A 15,791-nucleotide genomic window follows, 5' to 3' on the forward strand; every position below is an offset into this window, starting at 1 on the left:
TCACACGCTCCCGAACGGGTTGGTCATCACGTAACGCCACTCGCCCCGGGCGTTCTTCTTCAGGACGTCGAGGCCACGTCCGGTGCCGGTCATCTCGGGCTTCGAGGGCACCGTGATGCTCCAGTCGACGACGAGCGCTGCGGTGTCGCCGACGACGTAGCTCTCGGCGACCTTGGCCGACAGCTGCGGGTCCAGCTTGAGGAACTCGACGACGGCGGCGCGGTGTTCGTCGCCGCTGACGGCCTTGCCGGGCTCCCAGACGGCCGCGGCGCCCGGCGCGTAGACCGCCATGATCGCGTCGATGTCGCGGGCGGCGTAGGCGTCCAGGTACTTCTGGTTCATCTCGGCCGGGTCGGCGGCCTCGGCCTGCTCCGGGGCACCGGCGAGCGTCAACTGCCGTACCTCCAGCTCCTTCTGGAGGTAGGCGTCGCGGCCGGCCAGGAACTCCTTCATGTACGGCTGCCCGAGGTGGCGGGCCAGGTCCTTGCGGGTCGCCCAGATCTCGTAGAACACGAAGAGGTTCGGGTCCTGCGCGTCCTGGTTGATCCAACTGCCCAGGCAGCCGGGCTCGGTGCGGGAGCGCTCGGCGAAGGAGACGAGCAGCGCGCCCAGCTCCGCCGCCTTCTCCGGCTTGGCGTGGGCGAAGCCCACCGCCGACTGGATCTCGTTCTGCATGATGGGCTCCTCAGCCGAGAAGGGTGCCGCCGGTGGCGTCCACGAACGAACCGGTCATCCAACGGGCCTCGTCCGAGGCGACGAACGCGACGATGTCGGCGACCTCGTCCACCTGGCCGACCCGGTCGAAGGCCGACAGCGCGGACATCTGCTTGACGGCCTCGGGGTCCTCGAACACCGGGTCGCCGTTGTTGGTGACGCCCGGGGCGACCGTGTTGATGGTGATGTTGCGGGGCGCCAGGACCGGCGCCATGTGCAGGGTGATCTGCTCCAGGGCACCCTTGCTCATCGCGTACGCGATCTGGATCGGGAACGCGGAGTGGGTGACGCCGGACGACACGTTGACGATGTGGCCGCCGTCGGGGATCAGCTCAAGGGCCTTCTGGATGAGGAGGAAGGGCGCCTTGGCGTTGATGTTGTAGCAGTTGTCGAGGATCTCCTCGGTGACCGCGGCGGGGCCGGCGCCCGCGAAGCCGGTGGCGGCGGCGTTGTTGATCAGGATGTCGAGCCGGTCCGAGCCGGTGAGCTCGACCAGGCCCGCCCGGGTGCCGTCCAGGAGCTGCTCGATCGCGCCCGGCGTGCCGAGGCTGGCCTGCACGGTGAAGGCGCGGCCGCCGGCCTCCTCGATGAGCGCCACGGTCTCCTTCGCCGCGGTCTCGTTGCCGGAGTAGTTCACCGCGACGACGGCACCGTCCTGCGCGAGCCGCAGGGCGATGGCACGCCCGATGCCCCGGCTGGCGCCGGTGACGAGCGCCGTCTTGTTCTCAAGCCTGCTGGTCATGGAAAGTCCTTCGAGAGGTGGAGAAAGGTCGTTGGGTGGTGTGTGCCGGGCCGGGGGGCCGAGCGCACCGCTGGACGCGCCGCGACGGGCCGCCGTGCGTCTGCGGCGCCGTCGTGGCTGGCCGCGCCCACGCGGCGGAGCCGCATATCGATGGAGCCCCGCGCCCCTCGGGGGCGCGGTCGAACCGCAGCGGACTTCGCCGGCCGCGCTCAGCCGGCGTGCCTGGCGACGGCCTCGCGTACGGCCGGGGCGATCTCGCCGGCCCAGTGGCCGAGGGAGGTCGGGTCCGGGGTTCCGCCGCGGGGCGAGAAGAGCATGAAGCCCGCCGCGCCGTGCTCGACGACCGCCGCGGTCAGCTCCTCGGTCCACTGCTCGACGCTGCCGCCGATCCAGCGTCCGTCGCCGTCGCGCGTCCTGGCCAGCGGCCGTTCGGTGATCTGGCCGGGGAAGTTGAAGACGGTGCGGACCTCGCGCGGGTCACGGCCCGCGGACCGTGCCGCCTCGTCGACGACCGGGCGGGACGCGCGGTAGCGCGCGCTCAGCCAGTCGGCCGCGTGGCCCGGGATCCAGCCGTCGGCCACCCGGCCGGTGGCGGCGAGGGACTTGGGGCCGACCGATCCGGTCCACACCGGGGGCGCCGCGACAGGGGCCGGTTCGATCTGCTCGACGTGGTAGTGGCGGCCCTTGAAGGTGACCGGCGGGCCGCCGCCGGACAGCTTCCTGACGAGGACGATCGCCTCCTCGAAGGCCTCCACGGCCTGGGCGGGGGTGAGCGGTTCTACGCCCATGTCGGCGATCCGCTCCCACAGCCCGCCGGCGCCCATGCCGAGCACCACCCGGCCCTCGGAGAGCGCGGACAGGGTCGTCACCGTCCGCGCCAGCATGGCCGGGGGCCGCGTCGGCAGATTGCTGACGTTGGCGAACCCCGCGAGGTGCTGGGTGCGGCCGACGACGAAGCCGACGGTGGCGTACGCGTCCAGGCGCTGCCCGATGTAGGGGTGGTCCGACAGTGAGAAGAGGTCGAGCCGTTCCCGGTCGGCCAGTTGGGCCATCTGGAGCAGCACCGGCATGTCGCCGATGACGCTGTGTGCGCCGAAGCCGAAGACGACGTCGCGCGCGGACAGTGCCGTCCGTGTGGTCGGGGTTGCCAAGGGGGTGCCCTTCGATTCTCTTCGGGTGTAAGGGTGTAAGGGTGTACGGGTCAGTTCGTACGGGTGGCGTGGAACTCGTAGCGGCGGCCCGCTCCGGCCTCCGCCTGCCCCATGTACTCCAGGAGCGGCTCGATCTCCGCCTTGATGTGGACGAGCGCCTCCGCCTCCGAAGCCCACTCGGACAGCAGGAAGATCCCGTCGTCGTCCGCGCTGACGTGGAAGTTGGCCGCGATCGCCCCGGGGTAGGCCCGGTCCTCGCCGACGGTCTTCTCCTCGGTGCCGAGGAGCCCGTCGACCCAGGCGCGCGCCGTCTCCCCGTCCCGCATGGCGAAGAAGGCGGCCGGGTAGCAGCCGACCGGCGGGAGCGGGTCGGGCAGCACGGTGGGCTGCACCCTGCGGTACAGCCGGAACGCGGCGGGCTCGCCCGGCTCGTAGCCGAGTGCGCGCCAGTTTGGGCGCAGCGCCTCGAAGGCCGTGCGCGCGCTGTCCTCGGCGTCCGCCGTGAACTGGGCGTAGATCAGCAGCGATGTGCCGTCGGTGCCGTGGAACAGGGACACGGACGCGAGGCCCTCGGGCCACGGTGCGGACTCCCAGTGCGCGAGGACCGCGGCCCCGGCGTCCCGCAGGCGCTCGGGGTCACCGCCGGTGACCTCCTCCACCAGGGCGGTGGCGATGTCCGGGCGGCCTATCTCCGGCCGGACGTACGACGTGGTCGGCATCGTCGACTCCTCAGGTGTGCGCTGTCTTCTGCGGCCGGGTGCTCAGGCGGCCTTGCGGCCGATGACCAGGACGTCCTCGTGCAGCCCGTCGACCTCGACGGTCTCGGGCGTGAAGCCGGCCTCGCGCAGCCAGCCGTGCAGTTCGTCGGCGGAGTACTCATGGCCGCCGCGGGACCACACGAGCATGGTCAGACCGGCCAGGGCGCCGTGCATCGACGGCTGTTCGCCGCCCGCCATCGGGTCGTAGACGAACACGGCGCCGCCCGGCTCCAGCGCGTCGTAGGCTCGCTTGAGCAGGGCGATGCGGTCCTCGACGCCCCAGTTGTGCAGGACGTGACCGAAGACGAGGACGTCGGCCTGCGGCAGCTCGTCCTTGAAGAAGTCGCCGCCGTGGAAGGTGAGTTCGCTGTCGCCGAGCCGGGCCATGTGCCGGTCGAAGGCGGACCGCAGCGGCGGCAGGTCGAAGACCGCGCCCTTCAGGTGCGGGTTGTGCTTGACGACCTCGTGCGCGAAGTTGCCGCGGGCGCCGCCGATGTCGACGAAGGAGGTGTAGCCGCTCCAGTCGATGCGGCTGAGGGCCTGCGCGATCGGCGCGCTCAGCAGGTCCATGCTGTCCAGGAACCCGTCGGTGGCGTCGGCGTCCGCGTACAGCGTGTCGTACGGGTTGCCCGCGACCGCGGCCTGGTTCTGCGGCTTGCCGGTGCGCAGCGACTCGGCCAGGCCCTGCCACGCCGGGTTCAGCTCCTGCTCGCAGAAGTGCAGGTAGCCGCCGAGGTAGGCGGGGCGGCCCTTGACCAGGAACGCGTCGCTGACCGGGGCGTTGGTGAACGTGCCGTCGGCCGACTCCAGCAGGCCGAGGTGGACGAGTCCGGCGAGCAGGTCGTTCGCGCCGCGCTCGACGAGGCCGAGCCGCTTCGCCAGTTCGGCGGTCGTGACCGGGCCCTTGGACACTTCGGTGAACAGGTCGTACTCGACGGCCGCGAGCAGGATCCGCGACTGCCAGGAGCCGAGGATCAGACCCATGATCGGGCCGGGGTTCACGGAGTTGTCGGGCGTGTCGACTGCCATGGCAGTGAGCCTCCTTGAGGTGATGGAGCGGGTGGGTACCGAGGAAACGGGGTCAGCCGGCCGTGGTGGCAGGGGCCGGGCGGCGCACGAGCGCGGCCGCGAGGCCGAGGGCGCCCACCGCGGTGACGAGCGCCAGCGCGGGCCGCGGGCCCGTGGCCCGGGTCAGCAGCAGGGTGACGAGCGGCAGCAGCAGTGCGGCCCCGAGCTGCACGAACGCCTGGTACAGCGCCACGGCCGCGCCCCGCTGGGCCGGGTCGAGGCCGGCCGTCGCCTGGGTGTTCAGGGCGACGAACGCCAGACAGAACCCGGCCTCGACGAGCAGCTGGACGGGCAGCATGCCGAGGGCGTAGCCGCTGTCGGGGCGGGCCAGGTACAGGAGGTGGCCGAGCAGCGGGAAGAGCGCACCGAGCGTGACGAGACGGCGGCTGCCGTGGCGGGCGATGAGCCGGCCGGCGAACGGCACGCTCAGCGCCAGCGGCACGCAGGCGGGCAGCAGCGCGAGCGCGGAGCGCCAGGGCGACCAGCCGAACGTGTCCGCCATCTGGAAGACCATCACGACCAGCAGCGCCTGGTAGGTGCCGTTGAGGCAGGCGGCGCCGAGCGCGGAGCGCAGCAGCGGGCCCCGCTTCAGGAGCGCCGGGCTCGGCAGCCGCGCCGGGCCGCCGCCCTGCTCGCGCGGCAGCACGTACGCTCCCGCGGCGAGCAGCGCCAGGGCCACCGGCGCGGGGAAGACGAAGACCCAGCGCCAGCCGGTCGCCAGCAGGCCGCCGGCCAGCAGCAGCCCGGCGGTGAAGCCGGCGGCGCCGAACAGCGAGTACACCGACAGGGCCCGCCGTCGCTGCGGGCCCTCGGGGAACAGGTCGTTGATGATGGCCAGGCCGGTCGGCGCGGTCAGGGCGGCGCAGCAGCCCTTGACGACGCGGACGGCGACCAGCAGTGCGGGGCCGCCGGCCAGGCCGCCCGCCAGGGAGGCCAGGGCGAACAGCAGCATCGCGCCCAGGTAGGCCCGGCGGCGCCCGATGCGGGCGCACAGCACGGGGCCGAGCAGCAGCAGCGCGGCGAAGCCGAGCGCGAAGCCGCTCATCAGCCACTGGGCGCTCCACGGGGTGAGGCCGAACCGGGCGGCGAGCGTGGGCAGGGCGATGAGGAGGACGGACACTTCGATCGCGTCGAGCAGCATGTTGCCGGAGAGCACGAGGAGCCGGGACCACTGGCGGGCGTCCCAGGCCTCCTGCGCCCGCGGGGCGGGCGCGGCGGTGGCGGCGGGCGCGGTCACCAGTGCAGCACCTGCCCCTCGGGCGTGCCGTTCTCCCCGAGGAAGGTGGCGGTGGGGCCGTCGTCGGGGAGGGTCGCGAGCAGGACCGGGATGCGCGCGCCCTGCTCGGTGGTGAGCCGGCCGTGGTGGCCGTTGATGTCGGTGGCCACGAAGCCCGGGGACGCCGCGTTGACCAGGATCCCGGTGCCGCGCAGCTCGTTGGCGTACGCCAGGGTGACCGCGTTCAGGGCGGTCTTGGACGACGCGTAGGACAGCAGCGTCGAGGGGAACTCGCCAGGCGGGTGCTCCCCCGTCTGGTCGACGTTCTCGGCGGCCGACGTCAGCGAGCCGATGGCGCTGGACACGTTGACGATCCGGGCACCGGGCGCCTTGCGCAGCAGCGGCAGCAGGGCGTTGGTGACCGTGATGACGCCGAAGACGTTGGTCTCGTAGACCGTGCGCACCTGCTCGGCGGGGGTCTGGCTGGGCGGCTGCATGGGGCCGCCGACGCCGGCGTTGTTGACCAGGACGTGCACGGCGCCCGCCTCCTCGGCGAGCCGCTCGGCGGCGGCCTTGGCGGAGGTCTCGTCCGTGACGTCGAGGTGCAGGAACCGTACGTCGAGGCCGTCGGCGGCCAGCTCGTCGGCGGCGCGGCGGCCGCGCCGCTCGTCGCGGGCCCCGAGATAGACGGTGTGGCCGCACTCGGCGAGCTGCCGGACGATCGCGCGGCCGATCCCCTTGTTGGCTCCGGTGACGACGGCGACGCGCGCGGGGTGGGCGGACATGTAGGGCCTCTCACATGGGATGGGTGGGGACGGCCGCGCCTCAGCCGAGGAGGGTGCCGCCGGTGGCGTCGATGAAGGCGCCGGTGATCCAGCGGGCCTCGTCGGTGGTCAGGAAGGTGATGACGTCGGCGACGTCGCCGGCCTCGCCGACCCGGTTGAACGCCGAGAACTTCGACATCGCCTCGACGGCCTGCGGGTTGTCGAAGATGGCGCCGCCGTTGTCGGTGATGCCCGGGGCCACGCTGTTGATGGTGATGCCGCGCGGCGCGAGGATGCGGGCCAGCTGGAAGGTGAGCTGCTCGATCGCGCCCTTGGTCATGGCGTAGGCGACCTGGTCGGGCACGGAGGTGCGGGTGACGCCGGTGGTGAGGTTGACGATGCGGCCGCCGCTCGGCATCTGCCCGATGGCCCGCTGCACGATGAAGTACGGCGCCTTCGCGTTGACGGCGAAGTAGCGGTCGAACTCCTCGGGGGTGAGGTCCTCGGGCGCCGAACCCGTCGAGGTGACGGCCGCGTTGTTGACCAGGATGTCGAGGCGGGTGTCGCCGGTGCGCTCCTTCAGGCCGCGCTCCAGACCGAGGAAGAGTGCGTGCACGTCGCCGGGGACGCCGAGCTCGGCGCGCACGGTGAAGGCGCTGCCGCCCTCCTTCTCGATGAGCTCGACGGTGTCGTCGGCGGCCTGCTCGTTCGCGGTGTAGTGCACGGCGACGAGCGCGCCCTCGCGGGCGAGCCGGATCGCGGTCGCCCTGCCGATGCCGCGACTCGAACCCGTCACGAGGGCCGTCTTGTCGGTGAGCCTGTCCACGGTTGACCTTCCGGGTTGGTGGGTGTGCGGGAGCCGTGCCGGCGGGGCGCTGCGCTCCGGGCGCGGCGGTTCGGTCACGTCGAGGCCGCTGATCATGCGGGCGAGGTGCCGGCGGACGGGCGCCTGGCCGAGGAGTTCGCCGAAGACGTCGCGCAGCGCGAGCACGTCCTCGGTGCCGAACAGCAGCCGGGCCTGCGCGTCGATGTTGGCCAGGGTGCGTGCCCCGGCCGGGTGCCGTTCGGCGTGGTAGGTGTCGAGCAGTGCGGGCGCCGCAGCGCCGGTGGCGACCCGGGCCAGCTTCCAGCCGAGGTTCGCCGCGTCCTGCAGCCCGAGGTTGACGGCCTGCCCGCCGACCGGCATCTGGCGGTGCGCGGCGTCGCCGGCGAGCAGCAGCCGGCCGCGCCGGTACTCGGTGACCTGCCGGGAGACGGTGCCGAAGCGGTTCAGCCAGCGGGCCTCGCCGTGCCCGATGTCCTCACCGGTCACGGCGGCCCAGGCGGCGGCGACCTGCTCGAAGGTCACCTCGCCGGCCGGCTGCTCGCCGAAGCGGTGGACCATCAGCCGGGTGGTGCCGTCGGGCCTGCGGTAGGCGGTGGCGATGCCGCCGGGGAAGCGTTCGAGCCGCCGGTTGGCGATCTCGATCCCGGCGACGTCGGCGCGCAGCATCACCTTGTCGGCGTCGTGCCCGTCGGAGGTGAAGCCGCCGAGCTCACGCACCGTGCTGTGCTCGCCGTCGCAGCCGGCCAGGTAGGCGGCCTCGATGGTGTACGTGGCGCCGGGCGCGCCGCCGACGGCGGGCCCGCGCACCTCGACGTGCACGCCGTCGTCGCCGGCGCGCAGCCCGGTCACCGTGTGGCCGCGCCGGACGTCGGCGCCCGACTCGACGGCGTGGGCCTGCAGTTCGGTCTCCAGGTGGTGCTGGAGGCACTCCCACTGACCGGCGTACGGATGCGACGGGTCGGCCTCGGCGAGGTCGAGGCGCAGGCCGCCGAAGTGGCCGGGGCCGACCGGGGGCAGCTCGCCGAGCCGGGGCAGGAAGCCGCGGTCGGCGAAGATCTCCATGGTCCGCGCGTGCAGGATCGAGGCCCGTGACTCGCCGGTGGGCTCGGCCAGTTGCTCCAGCACGATGACGTTCGGGGCGTCCGCGCCGCCCGCCCGCAGCTCGGCCGCGAGGAACAGGCCCACCGGGCCCGCGCCGACGACGAGCACATCGGTGCGGGTCATCGGCGCGCCCCGAGCGCCGGTCCGAACCAGCGGGTGAGCGAGGAGCGCAGGTCGCGGTGGCTGCCGGGCGCGGCCCAGGCGACGTAGCCGTCGGGACGCAGCAGTACGGCGCCGGTGCCCGCGAGCGGGCTGTCGGCGGGGACCGGGTCCGGGGTCGCGGTGACGATGTCGACACGGTCGCGCCAGGGCTGCGCGCGGCGGCGCAGCACGGCGTTGTCGCCGAGGTCGAGCAGGACGCCGCGGCCCGTGCGCAGGAGTTCGGTGCTGCTGGTGCGCCGCTCCCCCCAGGTCACCGGCAGGTGCGGCAGGCGCCGGCCGAGCAGCGGGCTGGATCCGCCGCCGACGTCGTAGCGGATGTCGAGGCCGCTGACCTTGGCCGCCAGGTGCCGGGTCACGCCGGGGACCCGGACCAGTTCGGCCAGGACGTCGCGCAGCGGTGCGGACTCCTCGCCGCCGAGGATCAGCAGGCTCTGCGCCCGGGTGTTGGCGAGCAGACCGCGGCCCACCTCGTGGCGCTCGGTGTGGTACGTGTCGAGCAGTTCCTCGGGGGCGTCGCCGCGCAGCACCGCCGCCAGCTTCCAGCCGAGGTTGTGGGCGTCCTGCACGCTGGTGTTCATGCCCTGCCCGCCGGCCGGCAGATGCACGTGGGCGGAGTCGCCGGCCAGCAGGACGCGGCCGCGCCGATACTGCGTCACCTGTCGCGCGGCGTTGCCGAAGGCGCTGACCCACACCGGCTCGGCGTGGCTGATGTCGATGCCCGTGAGCCGCTTCCACACGTCGGCGACCTCGGCGAACCGCGGTGCCTCGGTGCGCTTTCGCGGGGGCACGCCGTGCTCGCCGACGATGATCCGGTGGATCCCTCCGGCGAGCTTGGCGACCATCACGAAACCGCCGTCGATGTGCTCGCCGGTCATCCGCGGCTCCAGGTCGACCCCGCGCAGGTCGGCCAGGAGCATCTCGGTGGTGGTGGCCGTGCCCGGGAAGTCGAACCCGGCCGCCTTGCGGACCGCGCTGCGTCCGCCGTCGCAGCCCACGAGATAGCGGGCGCGCAGCGTCTGTTCGCCCTCGGGGCCGCGCACGGTGACCTCGACGCACTCGCCGCTCTCCGCGTACGAGACGAACTCGTGTCCGCGGCGGATGTCGGCGCCGAGCTCGCCCGCCCAGGCCTCCAGGGCCTGCTCGGTCACCGACTGCGGCACCGTCTTGGCGGCCTCGTGGAAGGCGCCGAGGACGCCCATGTCCAGCGGGATGCCACCGAAGTGGCCCATGCCGCTGGTCTCGTAGTCCCCGAGCCGGCGCAGCAGTGCGCGCTGGTCGAAGACCTCCATCGTGCCGATGGTCAGCCCGATGCCCCGGGACTCGCCGGTGCGCTCGGGGTGCCGTTCGAGCACCGTGACGTCGATCCCCGCCAGGCGCAGTTCCCCGGCGAGCATCAGCCCGGCGGGTCCCGCTCCAACAACGACCACCGAAGCGTCCATGAACCTCTCCTTCTCAAAGCCAGTAGCGGAGCCGCGGACAGCGGCAGGCCCGCCGCGCCGTCGTACAGGCACGCCACGGGCAGCGAGCGCAGCGTGACGATCGGCTCCGCGGACGCGGACAGCGCGGCGGCGGCGGCGTGGTGCGGTCCGGCCGGCACGTTGCCCACGATCCAGCCGGCCGGGCCCGGCGGGGCGCCGGACCGGGGTGTGACTCCCAGGTAGTCGCGTGCGGGGCTGCGGGCGAGCCCGGTGCCGAGTCCCTTGAGATACGCCTCTTTACGGGTCCACAGCTGCGCGAAGACGTCGGGCCGGCGGGCTTCGGGGAAGTCCCTCAGTTCCTGCCATTCCGCCCGGTGCAGTGCGGGCCCGCACACCCGCACCGTCTCGGTCGTCGGCGTGCGCTGCACGTCCACGCCGAGGACGGTGGCCGCCGTGCCGATCAGCACGAGGCCGTGGCTGTGCGAGAGCGAGAAGTGGACCGGCAGCGGCGGGTCGCGCAGCACGGGCCGCATCGTGCGGTACGCACGGGCCGGTGCGGGCTCCTGGCCCAGCCGCAGCCGCTCGGGCGGGTATCCGGTGGCCTCCGCGAGGACCCGGCGCAGCGCGATGTGCGCGGACAGGTACTGCACGCGGTCCGTGGGCCGTACGAACAGCTCCGCCCGCCGCAGCTCCGCGGCGTCCAGCTCGCGCACCGCGAGCCGGGCCGCCGCCGGGCTGTCCGGCGCCGGCGGGCGCAGCAGCCAGAGCGACAGCCGCGGCGGCTCGCGCAGGACCGGGATACGCGGCGGCTGTGCGAACCGGTGCGGTGGACCGCCCGGTTCAGCCCCGGGCCTCGGCATAGGCCTTGGCGTGGCCCAGCGTTGCCAGGCTGTTGGTGCTGAGCGCGCTGTGCACGTACGCGCGGGCGTCGGCGACGGTGGCGTCCGCGCCGAGGACGCGGGCGATGTTCTCGGTGTTGAGGGTCACCGTGTGCTGCGAGGACGCCCGGACGCCGGTGTCGGTCTCGGTGAACGTCCAGTAGCCGGTGTGCAGGGTCATCAGCGCCGGAAGTGTCACCTGCTTGTAGGCGATCTTGTGGTGCGGGAAGGTCACCCGGTACGACTTCGTGGTGTGCACGGAGCCGTCCTTGGCGCGGGTGTCCATCTCCAGCGTCTGCAGTCCGGGGGCTTCCTCGTCGAGGCGGACGGTGGCCACGTGCGGCAGCCGCTGCGACCACAGGTTCGCCTCGTTGATGAAGGCGTAGACGTCCTTGGCGGAGCCGGCGATCTCGACGGAGTCCTCGAAGGAGAACGTCAGGTCGGCCTCGGTCTCGGCGTGCACGCGCTCGACGTTGGTGCGCAGCGCCGCCAGTTCGGAGCGCGAGTTGCGGTCGACGGCCTCGTCGATCCACTTCAGGCCTTCGGGGTCGTCGTCGACGGCCCGGTAGTCGTGCAGCAGCCGGATCCGCGACTCGGTCGCGGAGAGGGGCTCGATGATCCAGGTGCCGCCCATGGACGCGACCGGCGGCGTGGACACCTCCTGGCGGAAGGTGATGCGCAGGTTCTCCGGGTCCAGGGTGCGGTGCGACGTCCAGTTCTTGGGCTCGCCGTTGGCGGTGGCCCAGATCTGGATGCGCTCCTCGCGCTCGCCTCGCTCGGCGTGCTCGACGTGGATGGTCGGCGGGAAGATCCGCGGCCAGTTCTCCACGTCGGCGATCAGCCGGAAGACCGTTTCGGCCGGCGCGGCCGCGGTGATCTCGTGCTCGACCTCACGGATGGTCATGGTCAACTCTCCTTGGGGTCCTAGAAGTTGCCGAGTCCGCCGCAGACGTTGAGCGCCTGCGCGGTGATGGACGCCGCCGTGTCGGAGGCGAGGTAGCCGACCAGACCGGCGACCTCCTCGGGCGTCGAGTAGCGGCCGAGCGGGATCTTGGCCTGGAACTTCTCCAGGATGGCGTCCTCGGTGGTGTCGTACGCGGCCGCGTAGCCCTGGCGCACCCGCTGCGCCATCGGCGTCTCCACGTACCCCGGGCAGACCGCGTTGACGGTGATGCCGGTGGGGGCGAGCTCGTTGCCGAGCGCCTTGGTGAAGCCGACGACGCCGTGCTTGGACGCCGAGTACGGGGCACCGAGGACGACGCCCTGCTTGCCCGCGGTGGAGGCGATGTTGATGATCCGGCCGCGGTTCTTGTGGCGCATGCCGCCGGTGTTGAGCACCTCGCGGGTCAGCCGGAAGACGCTGTTGAGGTTGGTGTCGATGACGTCGTGCCACAGCTCGTCGGTGATGTCGGCGGTGACGCCGCCGCCGCTGCGGCCCGCGTTGTTGACCAGTACGTCCACGGTGCCGAAGGTGTCGACGGCGGCCCGCACGAAGGCGCGCACGCTGTCCGCGTCGCGCACGTCGAGGGTCGTGCCGTCCACCGCCAGGCCCTCGGCCTGGAGCTCCTTCACGGTCGCGGCGACGTCGTCGGCGCTGCGCGCGCCGATGAACACCTGGTGGCCCTGCTCGGCCAGGAGCCGGGCGGCGGCGAGGCCGATGCCGCTGGTGGCTCCGGTGACCAGGGCGGTCCGCTGCTGCTGATCTGACATGGGTGACGTCTCCAGTGGGAGGGAATGCGGGCCCGCCGGGCGGTGCGCGGGGCACCGCCCGGCGGGAGATGGGCTGTGGGGGGCTGCGGAGCGGCGGCGGGTCAGACCAGCGCGGTGAGACCGCTGTTGACGGCGTCGATCAGCAGCCGCGGGGTGTTGGCGATGCTGAGGATCTCCTCGTCGAGGGAGATGCCGTACTCGCGCTCGATGCGCCCGCCGGTCTCCAGCAGGGCCAGCGACTCGTAGCCCAACTGCTCGAAGTCGGTGTCGAGGATGTCCCCGTCGAGGCTGTAGGAGTCGTCCTCGCCCGCCGCCTCGATCAGGATGCGGCGCAGGTCGTCGACGGTGAAAGCCTGCTCGGCCATGGTGGTTCCTTTCCTGTTGCGCCGGCGGTGCCGGCCGGTGTGGTGGCGGTGGGGGTGTCAGTCGGCGGAGCGGACGACCAGCGCGGAGTTGAAGCCGCCCAGGCCCCGGCCCAGCACCAGCGCGACACGCACCTCGTGCGTGCGCGGGTGGCCGACCACCAGGTCCAGGCCGTAGTGCTCGGCCGGCCTGGTGTTCATGGTGGGCGGGATCAGGCCCTCTTCCATGGCGAGGAAGACCGTCGCCAGGTCGAGCGCCCCGGCGGCGGAGTACAGGGCACCCGTCGTGGTCTTGGGGACGGTGACGGGCACCTGCTCCCGGCCGAACACCGCGTTCAGCGCGTCGGCCTCGATACGGTCGAGGTCGGGCACGGCCGCGCCGTCGGCGAAGACCACGTCCACGTCGCGGGCGCTCACCCCGGCGTCGGCCAGGGCGATCTCGATGGCCTTGCGCAGCGCCGGCGGCCGGCCGCTGCCCGGCTTCGGGTCGAAGGTCGCGCCGTAGCCGGCGATCTCCCCGTACACCTTGGCACCGCGCACCCGGGCGGCGTCCTCGCTCTCCATGACGAGGATGGCGCCGCCCTCGCCCGGGACATGGCCCGAGGCCCGGTCGTCGAAGGGCACGTAGGCGGCGGCCGGGTCGGCCTGGGTGGTGACCCGGCCGCTGGTCAGCTGCGCCACCCAGCCCCACGGGCACAGGGAGGCGTCGACGGAGCCGGTGACGACGAGCGGGGTGCCCTTGCGCACGTGGCGGCGCGCCTGTGCGACACAGTCCAGACCGCCGGCCTGCTCGCTGACGACGACGCCGCTGGGGCCCTTCATGCCGTTGCGGATGGAGATCTGGCCGCTGTTGACGGCGTAGAACCAGGCGAACGACTGGTAGGCGCTGACGTACTCGCTGCCCTGGCTCCACAGCCGCTCCAGCTCGCGCTGGCCGAACTCGAAGCCGCCGGACGCGCTGGAGGTGACCACGCCCATGTCGAAGGCGGGCAGCCGGGCGGGGTCCACCCCGGCGTCCTGGATGGCCCAGTCCGCGGCGACGAGCGCGAGGCGCGTCATGCGGTCGGTCTGCGGCAGCAGCTTGCTGGGCAGGTGCTCGGAGGCCTCGAAGCCGTGGATCTCACCGGCGAGCTGGGCCGGGTACTGGGCGGGGTCGAAGCGGGTGATGCGCCCGATGCCGCTCTTGCCGACGCGGGCGGCCTGCCAGTACTCCTCGGCACCGAGCCCGTTGGGTGCGACCACGCCGAGGCCGGTCACCACTACAGAGGCGCTCATGCGGCGGTCCTTTCCGGGCGGGCGAGGACCATCGCGCTCTGGAAGCCTCCAAAGCCACTGCCGACGGTCAGCACGGCGTCCGTCTGGTGGTCCCGCGCGGTGACGGGCACATAGTCGAGATCGCATTCGGGGTCGGGGGTGTGAAGGTTCGCCGTCGGCGGCACCACGTTGTGGGTCATCGCCAGCGTCGAGGCGGCGATCTCGATGGCGCCGATGGCGCCCAGGGAGTGGCCGACCATGGACTTGATGGAGCTGACCGGCGTGGCGTACGCGTGCTCGCCGAGGCTCTTCTTGAACGCGGCGGTCTCGTGGCGGTCGTTCTGCTTGGTGCCGGAGCCGTGCGCGTTGATGTAGTCGATGTCCTGGGCGTTCATCCGCGCCTCGTCGAGCGCGACGCGGATGGCCTCGGCCATCTCCGCGCCGTCGGGGCGCAGACCGGTCATGTGGTACGCGTTGGAGCGGGTCGCGTAGCCGGCGATCTCGGCGTAGATGCGGGCCCCGCGCCGGCGCGCGCTCTCCAGCTCCTCCAGGACGAAGAAGGCGGTGCCCTCGCCGAGGACGAAGCCGTTGCGGGTGCCGTCGAACGGGCGCGAGGCGCGCTCCGGCTCGTCGTGGCGGGGCGTGGTGGCCCGGATCGCGTCGAAACACGCCATCGTGATCGGCGAGATCGGGGCGTCGGTGGCGCCTGCGACCAGCACGTCGAGGGAGCCCTCCCGGATCAGCTCGACGGCGTAGCCGATGGAGTCGATGCCGGACGTGCAGCCGGTGGACACCACGGCGTTGGCGCCCTCGGCGCCGACGGCCCAGGCCACTTCGGCGGCGAACGAGCTGGGCACCAGGTGGTTGTGCAGATGCGGGACCGCGTACGTGTGGTCGACCAGGTTCAGCCGGCCGTCGTCGCTGACGACCCGGTACTCCTGGTCCAGGCCCATGGTCGCGCCGACGGCGGTGCCGACGGTGACGCCGACCCGGTGCGGGGCGTGGTCCGCGAGGTCGAGGCCGCTGTCGGCCACGGCGCCGCGGGCGGCGACGACGGCGAACTGGCCGGCCCGGTCCATCCGCCGGATCTCCTGCGGGCTCAGACCGTGGGCCTCCGCGTCGAAGTCGACCTCGGCGGCGACCCGGGAGCGGAAGGGCGACGGGTCGAAGAACGTGATGCCGCGGGTCGCGGTGCGGCCCTCGCTCAGCAGCGACCAGAAGGCGTCGCGGCCGACGCCTCCGGGGGCCAGGACCTCCAGGCCCGTGATGACTACGCGTCGGCCGCTCACCGCGGGTCCTCCCAGTGGTAGAAGCGGGTCGCCATGGCGTCGGCGGGCGAGCGCCAGGTCGCCGGGTCGTACGCCTCGATGAACGGCTTCAGGTCGTCGCTGATCCGCACGAAGCGCGGGTCGGTCTTCGCCTCCTCGATCTGCTCGCCGCCGTTGTCGGTGTCGAAGTCCTGGAGGTGGAAGTAGAGACCGCGGTAGTGGAAGAGCTGCCGGCGGCGCGTGCCCATCCGGTGCGGCATCTCGGTGGCATCGAACGCACGGAACAGATCGGCCACGTTGCCGCTCGTTCCGGGATCCATCCGTGCCACGATCAGGTTGCTGTGCATGCGATTGTTCTCCAAGTGGAAAGCCGTACGGCGGACTGGAGTTTCACGTGTC

The 15,791-nt window shown here is 72.7% G+C and carries 16 protein-coding genes; all 16 read right to left on the bottom strand.

Going from position 1 to position 15,791, the window contains the following annotated elements:
- Entirely contained in the window at nt 1-675 is a 675-nt protein-coding gene (locus tag ACZ4MF_RS25640) for an antibiotic biosynthesis monooxygenase (protein ID WP_467494269.1), read from the bottom strand.
- A gap of 10 nt (nt 676-685) precedes the next feature.
- Nucleotides 686-1,456 (bottom strand): SDR family NAD(P)-dependent oxidoreductase, encoded by a 771-nt coding sequence (locus tag ACZ4MF_RS25645; RefSeq protein WP_356030358.1) that lies wholly within the window; start codon nt 1,454-1,456, stop codon nt 686-688.
- A 209-nt stretch (nt 1,457-1,665) separates the two neighbouring features.
- Nucleotides 1,666-2,607, bottom strand: coding sequence for an LLM class flavin-dependent oxidoreductase (locus ACZ4MF_RS25650; RefSeq protein ID WP_467494270.1), 942 nt, complete (start codon nt 2,605-2,607; stop codon nt 1,666-1,668).
- A 50-nt stretch (nt 2,608-2,657) separates the two neighbouring features.
- Nucleotides 2,658-3,326 carry a hypothetical protein gene (locus ACZ4MF_RS25655; RefSeq protein ID WP_467494271.1) on the bottom strand — a complete coding sequence of 223 codons (669 nt, stop codon included), beginning with the start codon at nt 3,324-3,326 and terminating at the stop codon, nt 2,658-2,660.
- A gap of 42 nt (nt 3,327-3,368) precedes the next feature.
- Complete coding sequence (locus ACZ4MF_RS25660) at nt 3,369-4,394, bottom strand: methyltransferase (protein WP_467494272.1); 1,026 nt, start codon at nt 4,392-4,394, stop codon at nt 3,369-3,371.
- 52 nt (nt 4,395-4,446) lie between these two features.
- Entirely contained in the window at nt 4,447-5,670 is a 1,224-nt protein-coding gene (locus ACZ4MF_RS25665) for an MFS transporter (protein WP_467494273.1), read from the bottom strand.
- On the bottom strand, nt 5,667-6,434 hold the full coding sequence (locus ACZ4MF_RS25670; protein ID WP_467494274.1) for an SDR family oxidoreductase: 768 nt from the start codon (nt 6,432-6,434) through the stop codon (nt 5,667-5,669). The genes ACZ4MF_RS25665 and ACZ4MF_RS25670 overlap by 4 nt, the downstream gene beginning before the upstream one ends.
- Nucleotides 6,435-6,474: 40 nt before the next feature.
- Nucleotides 6,475-8,463 carry an SDR family oxidoreductase gene (locus ACZ4MF_RS25675; protein WP_467494275.1) on the bottom strand — a complete coding sequence of 663 codons (1,989 nt, stop codon included), beginning with the start codon at nt 8,461-8,463 and terminating at the stop codon, nt 6,475-6,477.
- On the bottom strand, nt 8,460-9,941 hold the full coding sequence (locus tag ACZ4MF_RS25680; protein WP_467494276.1) for an FAD-dependent monooxygenase: 1,482 nt from the start codon (nt 9,939-9,941) through the stop codon (nt 8,460-8,462). Before ACZ4MF_RS25680 ends, ACZ4MF_RS25675 begins: the two co-directional genes overlap by 4 nt.
- A complete protein-coding gene (locus ACZ4MF_RS25685) occupies nt 9,896-10,780 on the bottom strand; it encodes a 4'-phosphopantetheinyl transferase family protein (protein ID WP_467494277.1) in 885 nt (294 codons plus the stop codon). The genes ACZ4MF_RS25680 and ACZ4MF_RS25685 overlap by 46 nt, the downstream gene beginning before the upstream one ends.
- Nucleotides 10,761-11,702 (bottom strand): aromatase/cyclase, encoded by a 942-nt coding sequence (locus ACZ4MF_RS25690; protein ID WP_467494278.1) that lies wholly within the window; start codon nt 11,700-11,702, stop codon nt 10,761-10,763. Before ACZ4MF_RS25690 ends, ACZ4MF_RS25685 begins: the two co-directional genes overlap by 20 nt.
- Before the next feature lie 20 nt (nt 11,703-11,722).
- A complete protein-coding gene (gene fabG / locus ACZ4MF_RS25695; RefSeq protein WP_467494279.1) occupies nt 11,723-12,508 on the bottom strand; it encodes a 3-oxoacyl-ACP reductase FabG in 786 nt (261 codons plus the stop codon).
- Between the two features lie 101 nt (nt 12,509-12,609).
- Entirely contained in the window at nt 12,610-12,873 is a 264-nt protein-coding gene (locus ACZ4MF_RS25700) for an acyl carrier protein (protein ID WP_467494280.1), read from the bottom strand.
- Between the two features lie 57 nt (nt 12,874-12,930).
- Entirely contained in the window at nt 12,931-14,145 is a 1,215-nt protein-coding gene (locus tag ACZ4MF_RS25705) for a ketosynthase chain-length factor (protein ID WP_467494281.1), read from the bottom strand.
- Nucleotides 14,142-15,413: a beta-ketoacyl-[acyl-carrier-protein] synthase family protein gene (locus tag ACZ4MF_RS25710; protein ID WP_356030378.1), complete on the bottom strand. Its 1,272-nt coding sequence runs from the start codon at nt 15,411-15,413 to the stop codon at nt 14,142-14,144. The genes ACZ4MF_RS25705 and ACZ4MF_RS25710 overlap by 4 nt, the downstream gene beginning before the upstream one ends.
- Nucleotides 15,410-15,739 (bottom strand): TcmI family type II polyketide cyclase, encoded by a 330-nt coding sequence (locus ACZ4MF_RS25715; RefSeq protein ID WP_467494282.1) that lies wholly within the window; start codon nt 15,737-15,739, stop codon nt 15,410-15,412. The genes ACZ4MF_RS25710 and ACZ4MF_RS25715 overlap by 4 nt, the downstream gene beginning before the upstream one ends.
- Between the last annotated feature and the right edge of the window lie 52 nt (nt 15,740-15,791).

Source organism: Streptomyces sp. NPDC025793 (assembly GCF_055558375.1).